This window comes from Pedobacter sp. KBS0701, assembly GCF_005938645.2.
Classification (GTDB): Bacteria; Bacteroidota; Bacteroidia; order Sphingobacteriales; family Sphingobacteriaceae; genus Pedobacter.
On the sequence record NZ_CP042171.1, the window covers coordinates 4053235 to 4075145 of the forward strand.

Annotated in this window: 14 protein-coding genes; 5 read left to right on the forward strand and 9 right to left on the reverse strand. The window is 40.4% G+C overall.

Annotated features, from left to right (window positions below; all coding sequences use genetic code 11):
- Positions 1–2: 2 nt before the first annotated feature.
- Together glgX and FFJ24_RS16310 are read right to left on the reverse strand one after the other, a co-directional pair.
- The gene (glgX, locus tag FFJ24_RS16305) at positions 3–2117 is read right to left on the reverse strand and encodes a glycogen debranching protein GlgX (protein WP_138818215.1); all 2115 of its coding nucleotides are present in this window, start codon (positions 2115–2117) and stop codon (positions 3–5) included.
- A 315-nt stretch (positions 2118–2432) separates the two neighbouring features.
- Positions 2433–2636, reverse strand: a complete 204-nt coding sequence (locus FFJ24_RS16310; RefSeq protein WP_138818216.1) for a hypothetical protein — start codon at positions 2634–2636, stop codon at positions 2433–2435.
- A gap of 264 nt (positions 2637–2900) precedes the next feature.
- On the opposite strand from FFJ24_RS16310, the gene FFJ24_RS16315 reads away from it, so the two are divergent.
- Positions 2901–3197, forward strand: a complete 297-nt coding sequence (locus FFJ24_RS16315) for a hypothetical protein (protein ID WP_138818217.1) — start codon at positions 2901–2903, stop codon at positions 3195–3197.
- 65 nt (positions 3198–3262) lie between these two features.
- Positions 3263–3994, forward strand: coding sequence for a DUF72 domain-containing protein (locus tag FFJ24_RS16320; RefSeq protein ID WP_138818218.1), 732 nt, complete (start codon positions 3263–3265; stop codon positions 3992–3994).
- A 224-nt stretch (positions 3995–4218) separates the two neighbouring features.
- On the opposite strand, the gene FFJ24_RS16325 is transcribed toward FFJ24_RS16320, so the two are convergent.
- Positions 4219–4581, reverse strand: a complete 363-nt coding sequence (locus tag FFJ24_RS16325) for a response regulator (RefSeq protein ID WP_138818219.1) — start codon at positions 4579–4581, stop codon at positions 4219–4221.
- The gene (locus FFJ24_RS16330) at positions 4574–6202 is read right to left on the reverse strand and encodes a PAS domain-containing protein (protein WP_246862632.1); all 1629 of its coding nucleotides are present in this window, start codon (positions 6200–6202) and stop codon (positions 4574–4576) included. The genes FFJ24_RS16325 and FFJ24_RS16330 overlap by 8 nt, the downstream gene beginning before the upstream one ends.
- Positions 6203–7009: 807 nt before the next feature.
- Here FFJ24_RS16330 and FFJ24_RS16335 point away from each other — a divergent pair.
- The 3 genes from FFJ24_RS16335 (at position 7010) to FFJ24_RS16345 (ending at position 11914) form a co-directional block, all read left to right on the forward strand.
- Complete coding sequence (locus FFJ24_RS16335; RefSeq protein WP_246862633.1) at positions 7010–8332, forward strand: paraquat-inducible protein A; 1323 nt, start codon at positions 7010–7012, stop codon at positions 8330–8332.
- A 12-nt stretch (positions 8333–8344) separates the two neighbouring features.
- Positions 8345–9694 carry a paraquat-inducible protein A gene (locus FFJ24_RS16340; RefSeq protein ID WP_138818220.1) on the forward strand — a complete coding sequence of 450 codons (1350 nt, stop codon included), beginning with the start codon at positions 8345–8347 and terminating at the stop codon, positions 9692–9694.
- Between the two features lie 162 nt (positions 9695–9856).
- Complete coding sequence (locus FFJ24_RS16345) at positions 9857–11914, forward strand: PAS domain-containing sensor histidine kinase (protein ID WP_138818221.1); 2058 nt, start codon at positions 9857–9859, stop codon at positions 11912–11914.
- Between the two features lie 1194 nt (positions 11915–13108).
- Here FFJ24_RS16345 and FFJ24_RS16350 read toward each other — a convergent pair.
- From FFJ24_RS16350 to FFJ24_RS16370, 5 genes are all read right to left on the reverse strand, one after another.
- Complete coding sequence (locus FFJ24_RS16350; protein ID WP_138818222.1) at positions 13109–14878, reverse strand: glycoside hydrolase family 9 protein; 1770 nt, start codon at positions 14876–14878, stop codon at positions 13109–13111.
- 5 nt (positions 14879–14883) lie between these two features.
- On the reverse strand, positions 14884–15432 hold the full coding sequence (locus FFJ24_RS16355) for a carbohydrate binding domain-containing protein (protein ID WP_138818223.1): 549 nt from the start codon (positions 15430–15432) through the stop codon (positions 14884–14886).
- A gap of 216 nt (positions 15433–15648) precedes the next feature.
- Positions 15649–16761 carry an IPT/TIG domain-containing protein gene (locus FFJ24_RS16360; protein ID WP_138818224.1) on the reverse strand — a complete coding sequence of 371 codons (1113 nt, stop codon included), beginning with the start codon at positions 16759–16761 and terminating at the stop codon, positions 15649–15651.
- 6 nt (positions 16762–16767) lie between these two features.
- Positions 16768–18345, reverse strand: a complete 1578-nt coding sequence (locus tag FFJ24_RS16365; RefSeq protein ID WP_138818225.1) for a RagB/SusD family nutrient uptake outer membrane protein — start codon at positions 18343–18345, stop codon at positions 16768–16770.
- A gap of 22 nt (positions 18346–18367) precedes the next feature.
- Positions 18368–21841: a TonB-dependent receptor gene (locus FFJ24_RS16370; RefSeq protein WP_210419382.1), complete on the reverse strand. Its 3474-nt coding sequence runs from the start codon at positions 21839–21841 to the stop codon at positions 18368–18370.
- Positions 21842–21911: the final 70 nt, after the last annotated feature.

Sequence of the window (21911 nt, forward strand, 5' to 3'; positions counted from 1 at the left end):
AGTTATCCTGCCCTAAGTACCATTAACGTTCTTCCTCCAACCTCAACACTGCTTTCTGCTCCAAATTGCGCTTGCTGATCAATCTGTTCATCTGTCGAAATCTCAACAGACCACTTAGATGCATATTTCTCTTCCGGTAGTTTAAAGGTTACACCATCGTGATGGGCATTGAAGATGAGGTAAAAATGGACATCCAGAATATCCTCTCCATTTTCTGATTTCCCCTGTATGCCTTCTCCATGAAGAAAAATGCCGATACTACCGGAATTATCCGTTTGCCAATCCACAGTTTCCATAATTTTACCGCTTGGCGAAAACCAGGCAATGTCCAAAAGTCCATCCGAATCGATCCGATCACCCACTATCCATTCTTTTCTACGCAGGCTCGGATGTTTAAGGCGGAGTCTAATCAGGTCTTGAGTGAACTTTAAAAGTGCCTCATCTTTGTGCTGCCAATCTATCCAGGAAATTTCATTGTCCTGACAATAGGCATTGTTATTACCCATTTGGGTCTTTCCTATTTCATCGCCCGAGGTGATCATCGGGATGCCTTGCGAAAGTAACAGTGTGGCTAAAAAATTGCGTTTTTGTCTGGCACGGAGTGTATTTATGGTATTATCATCCGTTTGGCCTTCCACACCGCAGTTCCACGAGTGGTTCTCCGCTTCGACATCGGTATTGTGATCGCCATTTGCCAGGTTGTGCCGTTCATTATAGCTTACCAAATCGTGAAGGGTAAAACCATCGTGTGCAGTAATGAAATTAATGCTGGCAGTTGGCCTTCTGTAATCCTGCATATAAATATCAGGACTTCCTAAAAACCGTTTAGCAAACTGTCCGAGTGTTCCACTGTCGCCTTTCCAGAAACGGCGCATCAGATCGCGGTACTTGCCGTTCCATTCTGCCCAGCCTGGAGGGAACTTGCCCACCTGGTAGCCGCCTTCTCCTAAATCCCAGGGTTCAGCAATCAGTTTTACCATAGAAATGATCGGATCCTGGTGGATGATATCAAAAAATGCACCCAACCTGTCAACATCGTGCAGCCCCCTTGCCAAAGTTGAAGCCAGATCAAACCTGAATCCATCCACATGCATCTCCTGTATCCAAAACCCCAGGCTATCCATAATAAACCTGAGTACGGTAGGCATTCTTGAATTTAAGGTATTCCCCGTTCCCGTATAATCTGTATAATATCGTTTGTTCTTCTCTTCTAGCCTATAATAAGTAAAATTATCGATTCCCTTAAAAGAGAGTGTCGGGCCTTTCTCGTTGCCTTCGGCGGTATGGTTATAAACTACATCTAAAATAACTTCTATTCCGGCAGCATGCAGGGCTTTAACCATATCCCTGAATTCGTTAACCTGCTTTCCATTCGCACCGGAAGAAGCATACCTGGATTCGGGCGCAAAAAAACCGATGGTATTATATCCCCAATAATTATTTAGTCCCCTGTCAATCAGATGGCCGTCAGAAACAAACTGGTGTACGGGCATTAACTCAACAGCAGTAATACCCAGCGATTTAAGGTATTGAATACTTGCCGGATGGGCCAACCCCGCATAAGTACCACGCAGCGATTCTGGAACTAAGGGATTTAACCTGGAAAAACCCTTTACATGAAGCTCGTAAATCACAGTTTGATTATAGGGAATCTGTAAAGGTTTATCATCCCCCCAATCATAGGCCATATCAACAACTACCGACTTGGGCATGTAAGGTGCACTATCCGTATCAGAGAAACTTAAATCAGCTTCTTCTCCATCCAGGTCATATCCAAAAACTGCAGAACACCATTCCACATCACCCGATATTGCCTTCGCATAGGGATCAATCAGTAATTTATTCGGATTAAACCTGTGACCGTTTATCGGTTCGTAAACGCCGTACACCCGGTAACCATATAACTGCCCGGGGCCAATATCAGGAATATAACAGTGAAAAATATGGTGATCACGTTCAGCAATATTAATCCGGCCTGTTTCTTCTCCATCCTCATTATAAAGGCAGAGTTCTACCTTTTGGGCATGCGCCGCAAAAAGTGCAAAATTAGTCCCCTTGCCGTCCCAGGTAGATCCAAGCGGATAAGGACGGCCAGGTAGCTGGCAAACTGTATGCATAATTGTTTATGTTGCATTCATTTACTTCTTTCGTGCCCTTGGCTCAAGGAGGCAAAAAAATTGACATCCGGAGCGTTAGGTTTACATGGAAGCTAATGATAAGTTTTTCGTAAAAATTGTTATCGGGGATCCATTTTTCATAGGATGAAGTTATCTCAACCCAAAGCTGAAAAATCATATAACCATTCCTTCCTGCAATGTGGATAGCTTTATCCTAATCGGTTCATACCAGTCTGCCGAAGGACAAATATTTGTTTCAACTAATTAAAAGGTCATCGGCAGATTCAGGCCGACAATTTTGGTCATAAAGGCCTCTTATTCTTCTGGATTTCCAGCTGCGTTTCCGGCCAGATCTCCAGAGACATCTTCTTCATCATCGCTTTCACCGGTAAGCCCCCGCTGAAGTTCATTATCCTCCAGGTCTTTATTCTTATTCTCAGTGTTGTCAGATTGGTCAAGGCCAGCTTCATGTGCCAGGTTATCTTGATTTTCTTGTTCGTTATTGTTATCCGGTTTCATAATATCTTTTTTCTATAACAACATTGTTTACAGGAAATTGGTTTTGTACACCATAAACCATTCTTGAAATTTTGAATATTGGGGTAATCAATTAAAACAGCTAGAATTGAATTTTCGACTGATGGTAGATAGCTACAGTAAAGCAAGCGAGTGAGAAGACGCTAAGTGACTTAATGAGATATCCTTTTATATGGAAATAAAAACAAATCTGAACCAAAGGCTCATTTCATTTGTTTTTACTAAAACATTTATAAAAAATATAACATGAAAAATATACCAACCAACATTTCGAAAGAAGATTTGAGTGTACTAAAGAAAAAGTTTGATGATGGTGTGATAGAGTCAGTGTGGAGCGAAAACGGAGAATTAATGTATGTGATTAAAGATGGGCTTGACTTAAATGAATACGCGCTGACTGCCAAACAGATCCTCGAAAGTGAAGGTGATATTGCGCATGATTTTACGGGCAAGGTTACCAATGAATCAAAAACCGAAACTGCCAGATTTGAATATAAATCGGGATGGTTCTTAGATGGACTGGTTGATGGCGAAATAGAATAGCCAATACGTTGTTTGCTGCTTTGGCCTAAACAGGACAATATTTTTTGAATGATAATAGAGACTACATGAAATCAGGTAAAGCTCATATCGGTACATCAGGGTGGAAATACCGCCATTGGGAAGGTACGTTTTATCCATCAGACCTTAAAAAGAAAGATCAATTAGAATATTTTACTGCACATTTCGATACGGTAGAACTGAATAATTCTTTTTACCGCCAGCCTACGTTGCAAAATTTTCAAGCCTGGCAGGAACAAGCGCCGGCCAATTTCGTTTATGCCGTTAAGGCCAACAGGTATTTTACGCATTTAAAAAAGCTGAATGTAGCGCGGAAGGAAATCGTTGATTTTCTGGATGCCTGCCTGGGGCTGGAGAAGAAATTAGGGCCAATCCTTTTTCAGCTGCCCCCAAAATGGAACATAAATACTGAGCGTCTGGAAAGATTTTTAGAAATGCTTCCGCCGGAATACCGTTACACCTTTGAATTTAGAAATCCGGGGTGGTACCATGATGAGGTGTTTGCCCTTTTAAAAAAATACAATTGTGCTTTCTGTATTTATGATCTGGCAGGGCATCAATCGCCTATTGCTGCTACGGCCGACTTTGTATACATCAGGCTGCACGGACCTGGCGAAAAATACCAGGGTTCTTATAGCCGATCGGTTTTAGAACGTTGGGCCAACAGGTGCAAAACCTGGCTGAATGAAAAAAAAGATGTTTATCTGTATTTTGATAATGACCAGGAAGGTTATGCGGCGTTTAATGCACTTGAAATAAAAAAAATGATTAAATATTAAAGTAATAAACCAGGTTATTTGACGCGCATGTTAAACAAAATATGTAAGCGTTTAAGGGGTCTTTTATGCTGTCTGTTACAACGAAAAAAAACATATAACCTCCTTTAAATTAACTATTACATCACATAAAAGTGACGCTTTCAAGCTCACCGTCTTAAATATACTAATTGAATTCCAGTTGAACGATTAAATCCATTATCTACAAAAGACTGGCTAAATCTCTTCTAATTAAGCAAAGTATTAACTGAATCTAAAATATTGTTCAAATCGAAAGGTTTGGCAATAAATTGATCTGCATCTGCATCCATTGCGATCTGTTCTCCATCCCTGCTGGCTGAAATTACAATAACCTTCAGATCATCATGGCCTGAATGGCTTCTTAATTGCCTCAGTACGTCCTGCCCTGAAAGCCTTGGCATCCACAGGTCAAGAATCAATAAATCTGGTTGTTCCTTATCTATAACCGACTGTACCTTTAAACTATCATTTACCGAAATCACCGTATGTCCTACTTCCTCCAGAATCATTTCCAACACATCAATAATCCCTTCATCATCATCGCAGATTATGATTTTCTTTTTATCCATTCGGTTCCTTTCCTGCCTTAGGTAAAGTAAAGCTAAATATAGAACCTTTGCCTATTTCGCTTTCTACCCAAAGGGTGCCGTTATGGTTTTTAATAATCTGGTCGCAGATATAAAGACCTATTCCCATACCTGGAAATTTCTTCTGGATTTCTACTCCCCGATAAAACCGTTCAAAAACTTTTTTCCTGTCTTCAGGACTCATTCCCAATCCAAAATCCTTTACTGATACCTTCACATAATCACTTACATTGGCGATGTTCACTTCAATTTTCTCAGAATCTGGCGCATATTTAATGGCATTTGACAAAAGGTTGCTCACTACCTGGGCAATATGCGACTCATCAGCCATCACGCTTGCCCCGGTTTGGCCATTCAGTATAATTTGGTGACCAGGAACCGTAGCGCGCATACCTTCAACGGCTTCTGCAATCATGACATCGAAATCGAATTTCGCCATGTGTAGTTCCATATTACCACTTTGAATACGCGAAACGTCGAGCAGTTCACTAATTAGCGAATTTAACCGCTCTACGTACACAGATACTTTACCAAAAGTCGACAAAAATTTCTCACTGGCATTTTGTGGCATAGCGCGTTCCAACAGCTGCACATAACCTTTTATGGTAGTTAGCGGTGTACGAAGTTCGTGACTGGCAATTGATAAAAAATCATCCTTCCTAATTTCTACCTCACGCCTTTCGGTAATGTCTTCTATAGCCAGTAGAATCTGGTCTTTAAATTGCCCCTCAAATTCTACCCGGTAAGCATTCAGGAGCATTAGTTTCCTTCCAATATGTGGAAAATCATGCTCAACCTCGAAATCAACAACAGGGTTATTGGTTGGCAGAATTTTAACGAGCAAATCGCGGAGCTTCGGAATATCCCATTGATGGTTACCTAAATCATATAACTGACGGCCCACTGTTTCTTCTTTACTTACCTTAAAAGTCCTCAGAAAATGATAATTTGCACTCAGCACATTAAAATCAGGATCGAGCACTAAAAGACCCTCGCGCACTGTTTCAATAATACTCGATAGAAATGCTTCGCTTTCGCGAAGTTCTTTTGTGCGTTCCCTGATCCTCTTTTCCATTACCAATTTCTGCTGCCGCAAATCTTGTTCTGCATTCTTTCTCGAGGTTACATCATTCTGAACACCTATAAAATGGGTTACCTCACCGTCAGGATTTTTAACCGGCGACATATAGAGTTCGTTCCAGAACAGGTCTCCATTCTTTTTATAATTCCTGATTTCTACCCGGCACTCTTCACCCTCGGTAATACATTTGGCTAAAATTGCCCTTTCTTTTTGGTTTCGGTCTTGCGCCTGTAGAAACCTGCAGTTATGACCTATAATCTCCTTCCTGGAATATCCTGTAATATTTTCAAAGGCCTTATTGCAATAGATAATTGGGTTGTCTGGCTGGGTATGATCGGTGATAATAATGCCAGAAATAGAGGCATCCAATGCCATGGTCATCAGCTGGAAATTAGATGCGCCTGCATTTCCTGAAAGTTCGAATTTTCGATTATTTGATGTTTCCAATTGATCAGTATAAAATGTGAGTATCTGACTTATTTTAAATAGTGATTTAATCACGCTTAATGAAATTAAATCCATCTTATAACCCATTAAGCGATATTTTGTTTTTTCTTTACAACTAAAATACGGTGATATTGCCAAAATATGGACGACTGTTTAAGATCATATCTGTGGTATAAAAATAGAAGAATCAAGAATATTTTCTCCAGAACTGACCTTGTTTTGTAGCAATGTGAAATCTAATTAGTTTAAAATATCCTGCTAAAATAATTTTTTTCAAAACAATTTGGAAACTACGTATGTTAAAAATCCACATCTACCTAAAATGACTATAAAATCGGTTAGTTGAAAATCGATCCGGCTGCCGGTATTTCCGGCAGCCTAAGTTAAACACCGCAGTTGTCAGTCTGAGCGTAGTTGAAGACTTCTTGAGATTGATAAATCGCAAATAAATGCCCTTTCACTACGCTACCATTAACAAACTCCAATAGAATGGTCGTCATCTCGACCGGAGCAACGCGAAGTGGAGAGATCTTTGTACTATTTATTGAAATCAAATTTAAAAGATTTTGCTTCGCAGAGCCTTCGGGTTCTCCAATACGGTCGAAACGATACTTCGAGACAATTCACCTTTTTTATTCATCTGTCCATTCATCTTGATTTTTATACAATAAATTATCACTCACGGCGACATCTTTTTACGATTTATCTCCTACTTATTGGCATTGACCTGGTAGCCTACCCTGCAAAACTGAAACCCATATAGTTAGCCATAAATGATCTTTTTATGCTGGCTTAAAATGGCTAAAACATTTTCCAAAAAATTAATGTTTATCTGCAAATAGTTCCTTTGGAGGAAATGTAATCACTATTATAACGCACAGATTGGAAAAAATAATCAACAAACCTGCAGAAGGAAAGCTTATTTACCGCATTTTGCTGATCCTTGCATTAGGCGTACTGCTTTTGGCCGAAGGCTTTTTCGGTTTCAGGCTGCATGAATTATCGGAAAAACAGGAACAGATTAAACATGATTATTCCAGGGTAAATAACATTACCTATGGGCTGTTTTCTGTACAACAGTGGAAAGATAAGGTAGCAGACATTGTTCACCACCAGGTTTCCGGGCTAAAAATAACCAGCAAACAAAAAAAGATTCTACAGGGTGAAGTTGAACAGATATTGCTGGCACTTATTGATAAGGCAGAAGCCCTGGTAAACAAACCAAAAAAAACCATCAGTGGCAAGATCCAAAAATTTGCCATCAAAAATTTTGTCAACTCTGATAGTATCCGCGCGCAGGTACCTGCTTTTGCCAGAAAAATCATTGCAGAAATAGATAATCCAAAAAATAAAAAGCAACTGGGCCGAATGGCTTTGGGTGAGTTTAATGAAATAGCCAAAGAGGAAAGCCAGGATACGGCATTTGTTGCTAACAATGCCATAATGAAAAAAATTTATCACCGTTATAACGTATCTTCTAATCAACAGCTAAACCAAAAGCTTAGCAGTACATTAAGCAACATTCGACAACAAACCTACTACTATTGTTTTGGCATGTTAAGCTGCGTAATTGTAGTACTTGCATTCTGGTGGCTGCTACGCAAACGCACAGATTTGCACACCACGCTCTTTATTATGTCGTTATTATTCGCTTTCATCCTTTTAGCTGTAGGCCTAACTGCATCTATGATTGAAGTTGATGCCAGGATCCGCTCTTTGGATTTTGTTTTACTAGGAGAACACGTAGTTTTTAGCGACCAGGTACTCTTTTTCCAGAGCAAGAGTATTATGGATGTCGTTCGGGTATTGATCAGCCAATCCGCAATAGATTCCGTTCTGGTTGGTGTATTAATCCTGGCTTTCAGTATCCTGTTCCCGGTAGTTAAACTAACTTCGACAGGTGTGCACCTGCTGGGTGGCAAGAGGTGGGCAGAAAACGGGATCATCCGGTATTTTGCCTTTCAATCAGGAAAATGGAGCATGGCAGATGTAATCGTAATTGCTATTTTAATGGCATACATTGGCCTTAACGGACTGCTTGAAAACCAGCTGCGGGCATTAAACATTAATAATGATTCGCTGACTATCCTTACGACCAATAATACTGCCCTGCAACCGGGCTACATTATTTTTATCTGTTTTGTACTTTATGGATTGATCCTTTCGACAATTCTTAAATCTATTACTCCGCACGACGTGCATTAAATCCGAAAATGAATGAGCGAATTGCAAAAAGATAACACCAGCAGTCATAACCAGGTTAAGCCAGGTCGATCAAGATCAGCATCTTTTATCCTGATTGCAGCGCTTTCGCTGTTATTAGTGGTTGCAGCATACTGCGGATACCGTTTCAGGACACTTGCCTATGAGCAGAAACACATTAAGGAAGATTATAGTCTTTCGAACAACATCACTTTTGGTATATTTTCGGTTGACCGTTGGGGAGATAAAATATCAGCAGTGGTTGATCGCCGGGTAAAGGGCTTTAAACTCACTAAAAGCCAGAAAGCTGATATGCAGCAGGAGGTTGAAAAACAGTTGCACGGTATGGTTAATAAAGCTGTGGCAGAATTTACCAGGCCTCAGAAAGGGCTTGGAGCGAAACTCAAAAAACTTGCTTTCAATACATTTGTCGATGTAAAAGAGATCCATGCACTGGTTCCATCTTTCTCCCGTACCATCGTTACCAAAGTAACCAGCCCTAAAAGCCTGAAAAAGTTAAAATCTGTAGCGGTGGGTAAACTTGATGAACTGGAAGCACAGACTTACGACTTAAGCGATCAAACCATCTCATCCGTAGAGCATAGCATTTATCAAAAATATAAAGTAAACAATGCAACTGCATTTGACAAAGTTGTAAATTCAAAACTTAAGCAGATTAAAGGGTTAAGCTATCAATATGCAATAGGTATGACCGCTTGCATTGTTATCGCCCTACTGCTCTGGCTGATATTGCGCAAGCGGGTAGATAGTGAGGTTGCCCTTTTTGTTATCTCATTGCTTTTTGCCTTTATTTTACTTGCAGTAGGTGTATCTTCCCCTATTATTGAAGTAGATGCCAGAATTAGTACTCTTGAATTTGCATTGCTTGGAGAAAAACTTGTTTTCACCAATCAGGTGCTCTTTTTCCAAAGTCAGAGTATACTGGGTATTATTGGTACATTGGTAGAACAGCCTAAACCAGATGCGGTATTGGTTGGCATACTGCTTATGCTCTTTGTGGTGATATTGCCGCTGTTACGTCTGATTGCCCGCGGGCTGCAGGTATCTTGCACTAAGATACTGGGCGACTCTAAATTCATCCGTTTTCTGGCGTTTGACCTTGGCAAATGGGATATGGCAGACGTTATGGTAGTGGGGATAGCAATGACTTACATTGGCCTTAACGGGATATTAAAAAGCCAGTTATCAGGGCTTAATATCGATACTGAGGCCTTAAAAGTGGTTACCGTAAACAACTCAGCACTACAGCTGGGCTTCTTTATCTTTGTTGCTTATGTAGCTTATAATATCATATTATCTTCCATTCTCAAACGCATAGATGAACAAAATGGCCCCTGCAATTAGCAGAGATTTTAAGTTAAAATGGATAGGCATCATTACTAACTAACCATTCGAAATGCCCTTTATTATTCACTTAAAGTTAAAAAAATCAAGTTAAGGTTTTTAATCTTGTGACTCCGGTAAATTATCAAAATTATTACTTTTGTATTTAAAGGGATATAATCAATGCGAACGAGTACCAACACTTCCAGTTTTATAGCACTTGCACCAATACCGATCTTTATCATTGATCCCTATTCACTGAAACTGGAATATGCAAATGCCCGATTTTTAGATTTAGTGAATGGAAGTCTTCAGGAAATTGAGGGACTGATTATTAATGACATCCTTGGTCAGGATTTATCCTTAGCGATCTCTGCCTTCTTTTTGCAGTTGGAAAATGCTTCAAACAATACTTCGATTCCCGTACAGATTCCTGATATAGAGAGCAATATAACGCCATTTTCAAGCTACAGTTATTTTGCTAGTACATTTGAAGAAGCACACGGCACCAAACTGAAGATTGCCGTTTGGTTAATTGCTAAAACTAAAGTTACAACGGAGCCCGATATATCCATCACGAGTGATCAAACCCTTGTAAAACAGGAATCTGGTAAAGAAGTCCTGTCAGATATGAAACCGACAGAAAAACGCCCAAACATTGAATATGTACAAGCGGTTGGGGAAAGCCAGCAAATAGAAACTGACAATTTATTGATTTCTAATGGCGATATTAAAAAAAGTGAATCGGCGGAGGCGCAGCAAGCTTTATCAGAAACCTGGATAGAACTGGAAACCAGCCGGGAATGGTTTAAAAATATGGTTCACTCCTCTCCTGTTGCGATGTTGATTACCAAGGGTGAAGACATGGTTTTTGATGTGATTAATAATGCCATGCTAAATTTGATTGGCAGGGATTCCTCTGTTTTAGGAAAACCCTGGTTTGAGGCTATCCCCGAATTGGTTGGACAACCGGTTGTAGATGAACTTTTTTACGCGTACCGCACGGGGCTCGCCCATCATTTACCAGGTGTTGGCATATCACTAATAAAAAATGGTGAATCTACATTGGGTTATTATGATCTGACTTATACACCTCTGAAAGAAAATGGAAAAGTAATCGGGCTGATGCAGACGGCCACCGACATCACCGAATATGTTACTTCAAAAGATAAACTTCAAAAGGCATACGAACAAATCAGGTTATCTAAAGAGGCAGCGCAATTAGGCACTTTCGATATGGACATGGTTACTGGCCGATTGCAATGGGACGACCGTTGCCGGCTTTTATTCGGGATAAGCCATTCCGATGAAGTAGATTTTGAGCGGGATTTTTTAAATAACCTTCATCCGGAAGATGTAGAAAGGATAAATTCGATTTTAACCCACGTTTTTGACAAACAGGCCAGTAATGGTATTTACGATGTAAAATATCGCACCATTGGATATGAAGATAAACGCCTTAGGTGGATTAGAGCCAAAGGACAGGTTTATTTCGATGCAAATGATAAACCATTGAGGTTTATAGGTTCGGTGCTGGATATTACAGAGCAAAAAGAAGATGAGCAGCGCAAGAATGATTTTATTGGCATGGCGAGCCACGAGCTCAAGACACCGCTTACTTCGATAAACGGTTACCTTCAGTTATTGCAATATCATGCCCGTCTGCAGAGTGAAAACAGGATGCTTTCTACGATTGACAAATCCCTAAACCAGGTTAAGCGGATGACCCGTATGATCGATGGCTTTTTAAATGTATCGAGACTGGAATCAGGAAAGATAGCGATTGATAAGCAACAATTTGAAATTACAAACTTATTGAAGGAAGTTTGCGAGGAAACCATGACTTTGACAAAAGGTCATCGTGTAAACCTGCACCTCAACAATGAGATTATGGTTAATGCAGACCAGAACAAATTAAGCCAGGTGCTTCAAAACCTGATTGGTAACGCCATTAAGTATTCTGATCTGGGAAGCGAGGTCAACATAAAATACGCTATTGATAATGACCATATTATCATCAGTATTATTGATAAAGGTATCGGGATTAAGCCAGAACATCAACAAAAACTTTTTGATCGATATTACAGGGTTGAAAATGACAGCACCATAGCAGGGTTCGGGATAGGGCTGTATTTGTGCGCAGAAATTGTAACCCGTCATCATGGAAAAATATGGGTGGAGAGTGAATTTGGGAAAGGCAGTACGTTTTCTTTCAGTATTCCACTGAGCACTGCGAGCTAAATACCAGAACTCATCTGGTTGAAAAACGACCAACCGGAATGGCCAAAGTTTATGCTTGTCCGGGTAATAGTATTTGATAAAATAGTTATCGAACATAACTGAGCGCAGATTGATACAAAGAGCAGCATTGATTAAAATTTTGGAAATGAGCATTTCAACTCCTGTGGCAGACTATAGTCCCGCTATCCCTTCAAGTCCTCGCTGCACTGTGGGCTTTTCGTTCTATCGGGTTTATGATTAGCGGGAAGTACAGCTAAGCACCATGTAAGCCCAAATAGCAGCACAAATCCAACTAACTAAACTTGATTGAAGTGCTAGCTCCCGGTTTTTCATCGGGACTATAACGCAAAGCCTGACTGACATTAAAAAAAGCTACAAATGCTGCTTTCCAAAAAACAGACAGCAAATATACAGCTGGAAATAGATTGATACAAAGAGCAGCATTGATTAAAAATTTTGGAAATGAGCATTTCAACTCCTGTGGCAGACTATAGTCCCGCTATCTCTTCAAGTCCTCGCTGCGCTGTGGGCTTTTCGTTCTATCGGGTTTATGATTAACGGGAGGTACAGCTAAGCACCACGTAAGCTCAAATAGCAGTACAAACCCAACTAACTAAACGGGATTGAAGTGGTAGCTCCCGATTTTTCATCGGGACTATAACGGAAAGCCCGACTGACATTAAAAAAAGCTACAGATGCTGCTTTCCAAAAAACAGACAGCAAATATACAGCTGAAAATAGATTGATACAAAGAGCAGCATTTATTAAAAATTTTAGAAATGAGCAGTTCAACTCCTGTGGCAGACTATAGTCCCGCTATCTCTTCAAGTCCTCGCTGCGCTGTGGGCTTTTTGTTCTATCGGGTTTATGATTAACGGGAGGTACAGCTAAGCACCATGCAAGCCCAAATAGCAGCACAAACCCAACTAACTAAACGGGATTGAAGTGGTAGCTCCCGATTTTTCATCGGGACTATAACGGAAAGCCCGAATAACATTAAAAAAAGCTACAAATGCTGCTTTCCAAAAAACAGACAGCAATATACAGCTGAAAATAGATTGGTACGTAGAGCAGCATCGATTAAAGATTTTGGAAACGAACATTTCTGCTCCAATGTTGGACTTTAATCCCGCTATCTCTTCAAGTCCTCGCTCATTCTTCGTTCCATGAAATGGACAAGTTTTGCAGTTACGGTTATTTCATTCCTTCTTTCATCCCCTTTTCAAGATATTCCATTGCATTTGCCACATATACCAATGGGGCATTCCAATTGATGGCAATTTCATTACTTGCATAAGAGTTGGCATCATCCAGGTATGATAATTCTGGTTCGGGATCATATTTCAATCCATCTTGTTTTTCCCGGTTAGGCCCTCCAACCAGCAACCCTGGAACAGGTTCAGCAATACCATCTGCAAAAGACAGGCGATGATGCGGGTGCATAGGTGATTTATAACCAATACCGGTTACAAATGAATAACCCGTGGCATTTTTACCCAAAACGTAATCCAGATTACTAACCGCAGCATCGAGATAAGCATCCTTTTTGGAAAACAAATAACTCTTAATCAGTAATATGCTTTGATTCATAGCTGAAGAATTACTTCCCCAGGCAAAGTCGTAAAGCGAGGCACCGATTACGGTATGATATGGGCCTGTTTTAAAAGCAGCCAAGTAGCGATCAGCAAGTGTGAGTATTTTCTTCTTCAAAATACTGGTTACACTTTTGTAACGCTCAGGTAACTGCCCCTCGCATCTAATCAACGTATAATATCCCAGTATGCCTACATTACTCCAACTGGGTAGGCTCACCTGATCATTTAAACGGGCAAAAAAAGCATCAAAATACGCTTGCTCTCCGGTTGAGGCCAATAGTTCTGCAGAGGCCCAGGTCCATTCATCTTCTAAGTTCTTATCGCCATAAGTGCCCGTGGTTACTTTAAGGTCTGACGTTTTGTTGAGCAGATCCTGATCGTAAATAACGCTTGGATTATTTAGCGACCAACGCCAGGCATTCCTGGATGCTAACAGGCAACTATCTGCCAGTCCGGGATATTGCTCAGGAAAATGTTTAAAAATACGATAAGCCTGTGCGGCAACAGCGGCTAAATTAAGTGTAGCTGCAGTACCTTTCGCCACTACATAGCGTTTTGATAAGGCCTTATCTGGCATCACCATGGCGTCGAAATCCAGATTGGTACATTTATGATAAACTCCGCCATCAGCAGGGTCCTGCATTTTGAGCATCCATCGCAAATTGTAAACAGCCTCTGTTAAAACATCTGGAACTTTGTTTTTTGCATGCGGAATATGCACCTCCTGATTCAGGAAATATTCAGAAAAATCTTCATAAGCTGAAAGTAAGGTTGAGGTAGAGATCCCACTGTTAACAACATATTTATTGTAATCTCCGGCATCATACCATCCACCAGCAACATTAATTTTACTATCGGCCTTCCGGTTTTTAGAAGCGGCCGATGGATGAATATAGACTGAAGTATCCGGATGCCCGGCAACACGATTCCATTTCCCTGCATAGTTTACATCCAGTGCAGATGAGGCACGCTGATAATAGAATGCTTTTAATGCAGCTACTGCAAGATCGTGGTGCACCCCCTCTGCAATCCTAAAAACAGGAGAGTCAGAAACTCCGGGAATACGGATTATGTATTGGCCAGGTTGATTGAAGGCACTAAAATCTGCTATCCTGGTTTTAATTTTCGAGTAGCCGGTAACCTTTGGTTCAGATAATACACCCGTGTACACTGGTTTTCGGTCTGGCATAGATAACAACTCGAAACCATTAGCTGAAACTGCCTGGAGTACAACCGCACTTTTTTCCAGCTTTGGATAATAACCTGACTGGTCCAGAACAATCTCCGGGGGGGCTATTTGTTGAGCAGTAGCCGCAGTTGTAACCAGCGATAACAATATTAAAAACCACCTATATACAATGCTATTCATTATAACTACAAATATTTTTCAAACTCAGATTGAGTAATCACTTTCAGACTTACATCATCTATAAACATGGTGCCAGTAACATAACCGAGCGCGAACAACAATTTTATTTGCGTAACACCTGGCGGAATAATATATGCTTTTTCGTATAACTTCCAATCTTCGTCTCCTGTAACTGAAGCAATGTTGATTCCTTCGCCTATTTTAGTACCTTGTTTGTTAAGGGTTTCGAAAAGAAATAATGCCCCATTCCATGATTTTGTTCCGGTACTCACTGCATCTGCTTTAATCTTCGCACTCATGAGTATATACTGGGTATTTTTAGGCAAAAAAACGACCTGATGCATACCGGTCCATTTAGAAGAATCTGAAGAAAATATAGCGCTACTCATTTTCCCGGAGCTATACATGTAAGGCGTTGCCTTTGCTGAATAATCAACCCACCCATCCAACTCATTTTCAAAGCCACCATTAACCACCAGGTTTTTTTGTGCAAATACGGTAGAACTAGTTACCAGCATGACGATGCCAACTAGCATATATTGTATTAATTTCATTGATTAATTATTTAAAATTATAAATCCAAAGGTTGTATCTACTACCATTGATAGATTTCGAATAAAAAGGATCGTCATCCCGATCCGATAGCAATCGGATGTAGCGCAGCGAAATGGAGAGATCTTTTGAGACAGATTTCTCGACTGCGTTGCACTACGCTCGAAATGACGATAACTCTAGGAAGCTACCTCATTAAGCTAAAAGATCTCCTTAAACTAGTACACTCCAATATCATCCAGGTAAATGGTTTCCGGTGCGTTGCCACTCAATTCCTGAAACCCGATCCAACTTAGACTTGCAGGTTTGCCCGGATGACTCGCATTCTGGAAACGATCCAAAGGAACTACATAATTAGTCCACTTGCCGGCATGCAGTACAACACTTACATTACGGTTGTCAAAATCATCTAATGCAACCTTTACCACTTTACCTTCAGTACCCGCTGTGCCATAAATAGAAAACTTAACATAGGTTTTGTCACTTAGATCAACAGCGTTATTACTGCCTACTGCATATCCTGCATAACTTCCGGTATAGGTAAGTTTGATTGAATGGGTACCGCGTTTTACCATCTCGGTACTATTTACGTCAGCGTTAGCACCTCCAAAATTGAAATCGTAACCAGCTGTTATTTCATCATCATAAAATAAATGGCTGAATCCAAATGGCAGTAATATTGGAACCACAACACCATCGTAAGATACATACGGACCAGTACCCGTGCCACCTGGAGTAGTAACACTTACTGCACCAAGCGCACCTGTTGGAACAGTTACCTTAAGTTCAGTACTGGTTGAAGAGATTATCCTGGCTTCTGTTGTACCGAATTTAACACTTGATACCTGATCAAAACGCAAGCCGGTAATGGTAATTACATCGCCGGGATTACCAGCAAATTGACTCAAATCACTAATCGCCGGAGCAGGTTGTTTAATACTAAAATTAAAGGAAGTGGTACCAAACGAATTGGTCAGTGTTAATTTCCCTGTTTGATTGATCCAGGTGGCGGTTGTTGGGATCATCACCACAATGCTGTTATCACTAAAAAGAGCAGTATTAAGATAGGCTGATGCCCCATTAAATTCGACTTTGTTGGTCGATTTCAAATTTACCCCTTCTATAACATAAGTAACGCCAAGATCGCCGGAAGTAACTGTTGAATCCAACGGGGTAAGGTTACTATCTCCTGGCCTTACTAAAGTACGAACCCGGGTAATGCTTGGCGCGCCCTGTCCTTCTTTTTCCTTTTTGCAGGATGTGGCAAAGATCAGCATGCAGAATATACCAATAAAATAAATGGCTATAGTATTTTTATATAACGTTTTCATATTAGCTTATTTAAAATTGTAAGGCACTGGAGCCAATAGTAATTTTGGATTTAGAATGGTTTCTGTTGTAGGATAAGGCAAACGGAAATTGGCATCGGTTGGGGTATACTTTTGCCCCCAGATTACAACAGGTGTAGTGTTGCTGTAAATTCCTCTTTCCTGGTTAGAGATAATGGCAATTGCTTTAGGATGCGAGGTCACATTAAAACCATCTAACCTACCCAGATCAAACCAGTAATCAGCCTCGAAAACGAACTCCATGCGACGTTCCTGATAAATATCCTGGATGGTAATCGAAGTTTTAGGGATTAAGCCGGCCCTTCTTCTGATTTTGTTAAAAGGTATCAACGCCGCATCATCAGAAGTACGATCGGCACCAGCAAGCACAGCTTCTGCTTCAATTAACAATACATCGGCATAACGCATTAGATAAGTATTATTACCAGCAGAAAATGCTGCACCTTTACCACCATTATCTGCAGGTGTACCCACTACATATTTTTTAATAAATGCCGGCATCCCTTGGGCAACGGCTCCGGCAGGTAGAGTGTAACCACCTTTAGCCTGGTTAATTTCAGGGTAAACATCGCCCTGCATCATCACCGTTGGCTTTCTCCTTAGATCGCCAGGCTCGAAAGCAGTAAGCAAATCTATAGAGGGCGTAACACTTCCGTAACCATCTCCCGTACCCGTAATTTCAGAGTTAAAGGCAAGGAAAGATTGTAAAGCATTACCATGACCATACGAAGATCCACCCAGCCATTGAATAGCCGCAACACTTTCTTCGTTGTTATTATTGGCCGTTTTAAATAAATCAGCATAGGTTTTGCCCGAAATATCTATTCCATACAATTTAAATTCGCCACTATTGATTACCTGCTCGGCTTTTAACCGAGCATTCGAATAATCGCGCATGTACAAATAAACTTTAGCCAATAATGCAGATGCTGATCCACTGGATACTTTACCCTGAGAAACAGAACCCGTTCTGATCATTTTATCACAATTATCTTCCGCAAATTTGAGGTCGTTAATGATAAACTTGTAAACATCAGTTACCGGGTTGGTATTAATCTGGTAATTGTTCACATAATCCAGGCTATTTTCGATAATTGGCACATTTCCCCATGTTCTTACTAAATAAAAATAAGCCATAGCCCGCATAAATCTCGCTTCGCCAATGGCATTATTAACGATTGGTGCAGGCACGCTGGCTGGGACTTTCGCCTTCAGGTTATTAATCAACGCATTAGATTGTGCAATTACACTATATAGCGAATTCCAGGCTGATGCCAATTGGGTATTATCTCCTGTTACAGAAAAATTCCCAAAATTGATCACATCCGGAGAATACGTGTGTGCGTTGCCACTTAGCAATTCTGAAATACACCAGGACGCTTTGGCATTCCAATCGAACCATGGCGAATTATATAAGGCAATTGTACTGGCCTGAACCTGCTCGGTATTTTGGTAAAAATTATCAGCACTGAGCGAATCCTGTGGAGGAATATTAAAAAATTCTTTTTTACAGCCCGCGCTAACAATGGCTATAAAAATAAAGCTGTATATTAAATATGATTTCATTTTGTTCAATAATTGTAGGTCACTAAAATTGTGCATTTATCCCAAAAGTGATGGTCCTGGCAATTGGATATCTTCCCAGGTCGATATTATTTAAAATGGCACTCTGGTTCATCGCCCCGATTTCCGGATCATAACCCTTATATTTTGTAAAGGTGTAAAGGTTTTGTACGCTTGAGTACACTTTTAAATTGGAGAATTTAAATTTCCTGATCCATGAAGCAGGTACCCTGTAACCCAAACTAACATTCTGTATGCGCAAGAAAGATCCACTTTCTACATAACGGTCTGATACAAACAGATTGGGGTTATCAATACCGATTTTAGGTGCAGGAATGTTGGAATCAGGATTTTGTGGTGACCAGAAATTACTATATGCCGCATATTGATTCTGATATACTGCAGCCAGGTTGCCCATGGTATTGTTTAACAGGTTCATAATTTTGGAGCCGTAAGATCCGTTCAGGAACAAGGTAAAATCAAAAGCTTTATAACTAAAAGTATTGGTAATACCATACGTAAATTTAGGATTTGGATTTCCGATTGCTGTACGGTCTTTTTCGTTTATTACCCCATCACCATTAACGTCTTCATATTGCACATCGCCCAACCAGGTACTACTGCTATTGTTGGCAATGCCACGGCCAAACTGAACTGGAGCAGATTGAAGCTGCGCTTGCGTTTTAAATATTCCCTTTACTTTATAACCATAAAATTCACCTACTGATCTGCCTACCACAGTACGGGTAACCGGAGTTTGAAGGTAAGCATTGGTTACTGTGCCAAAAAGTTCGGTTAGGCCGTTACCAAGTTCTTTGACTTCGTTGTTATAATGTGATAGCACAACACTTGTATTCCATTTGAAATCGCCTTTTTCAAAATTGCGCGAGTTGATATTCAAATCAAAACCTACGTTATCAATTTTCCCAAGATTTACATAGGGAGGGTTAATACCGCCCAAATAATCAGGACCACCCACTAAATAGGCTGGAAGCGTAAGCTGGAATAAGAAGTCTTTTGAAGTTTTTTTGTAAACATCTATACTCGTGCTAATCCTACCGTTTAAAAAGCTCATATCAACACCACCATTGTATTGGATAGAGGTTTGCCATTTTAGTGATTTATTATCGATCCGTCCGGCAAGAAAACCAGTTCCCAAACCCGTTTGTGAAGATCTTAACAAAGAGCTGTATAAATAATTGGGAACATCCTGGTTACCCACCTCTCCGTAACCCAAACGGATCTTAAGCCCGTTTACTACCTTATTGATCCCTTTCATAAATGGTTCTTCAGATAATTTCCAGGAGGCCGCAAATGATGGGAAATAACCAGATTGAGACCCTTCAGCGAACTTAGAAGTCTTGTCTCTTCTGATTGTTGAAGTAAGGCTATATTTAGAATTATAGGTATAAATGGCACGTGCGTAAACCGACTCCTGGCGTTGCGTACCAATATATTCATCATTGGTAGCTGTTACAGCCTGACCTAAATTCAGTGATTGTACATCGTTACTGTAAAATCCCTGGCGTGTTCCTTCAATCCCTCTCCAGTTTGACTGCTGCACCTCGTAACCTAAAATGGCACTAAGGTTATGCTTTTGACCAAAAGTCTGGTTGTAATTAAGATATTCTTTCCAGATTAAAAATGTACTTTGCTGGAATCTTTCCTTTAACGACGCGGTAGGATTGGTAAAACGGCCCCAAGAATAACTCGGCGTAAATACATTATTATCTGAGAAATTAAAATCACCTCCAAGTTCCGATCTTAGCGACAATGGCTTAAGAAACTTAATTTCGTTATAAATATTGGTGTTGATATTCGTCCTGTTCAGCTTATTTTTAATTTGCTGCGCCTGGGCCACCGGATTTAATGCAGCAGCGGCAGCAAGTGGATCAGATAAAGGAGGACCAGTATACGAACCATCAAGGTTAGTTACAGCTAAATCAGGAGCCTGCAATAAAGCATTGTAAATGATCCCGTTATTATCACTGGTCACTACATTTTCTGCAGACCGGCTTCCGGTTAAGGTAATTCCAAGTTTAAACCATTCCTTTACCTGGGCATCAGCATTTACCCGAAGACTATAGCGGCGAAAATCTGAACCGATAACTGTACCATCCTGCCCGAGGTATCCACCAGAAATGTAATAGTTTAGTCCCTCTTTACCCCCGGAAACAGCTACCTGATGACTCTGCTGTGGTGCAGTTGTAAATATTTCCTTTTGCCAGTTGGTACCCTCTCCCAATACTGAAGGATCTGCAAATTCGACCCTTCTTCCGGTACCGTAAATATCACCCAGTGAATTTTGAAGTGCTGCATACTGGCGAAGATTCATTACATCCATATACCTTGCCACACGCTGGAAACCGTAATAACCATCATAATTTATCGAAGAATTACCGCTCCTACCCCTTTTGGTAGTGATGATAATTACCCCATTTGAAGCCCGGTTTCCGTATATTGCTGTTGCAGATGCATCTTTTAGTACATCAATCGACTCAATGTCATTTGGATTGATCAAAGATAACGGACTTACGGTAGTCTGCGAATTGGCATTAGAAGATGAAGCCTGTAAAGGAGATCTTCCGCTGGTACTCTGATTGCCCGCATCGCCTGAAATCGGCACACCATCTATCACATATAAAGGCTCATTACTACCGCTTAAAGAGGTTACTCCACGTACACGTACAGATGTATTGCTACCGGGTGCACCAGAATTTTGCGAAATCGTAAGTCCTGAAGCTCTGCCCTGCAGCATTTGATCGATACTGGTTTGAGGCACATTGGCAATATCGGAAGCTTTTACAGACGAAATAGATCCATTAAGATCTGTACGTTTTTGAGTTCCGTAACCAATCACCACCACATCAGAAAGTGATGTAGTCTGTGCCTTAAGTACCACATTCAGTACGCGATTATTGCCCGGACTAATCTCCTGAGGTTCCATCCCAACAAAAGAAAATACGAGGGTCGTCGATCCGGCAGGCAGAGAAATCTTGTATTTACCATTGATATCTGTAATGGTTGATTGTTTAGTCCCCTTCACATTAACGGCTACCCCGGGAAGCGTTACCCCTTTTTCATCACTCACCGTACCAGAAATCTCTATATCCCGAACGGAGATAGATGTAAATGGCGAATAGGTATTCTTTTTAAGAATAATTGTTTTTTTGATGATTTTGAAATCGAGATTGGTATTTTTTAAAACCACGCCCATTACCTGCTCAATAGGCATGTCGGTTACGTTAAGGTTTACTTTATATTTATCGTAAATATCAGCACGTCTGAAAAGCAAGTGGTAACCACTCTGTTTTTCTATTTGCTTTAAGATGGAAATAATGTCAGAATTATTCTGTTTAAGCGTTAGATTCTGACTGAAGCTGCTAGCGCTAACCTGCATAAGGGTAAGCGTAAAGAAAAGCACTACGAGTCTCATTGTTAACAGGATTTGATAAGAATCACGGCGCAATACCTGCCTGATCCTAAAAAATAAATTCATATCTTTATGGAGTTTTGGTTAAATTATAATGTTGTCTAAATCGGATTGTAAGTAACCTTTACAATAACCG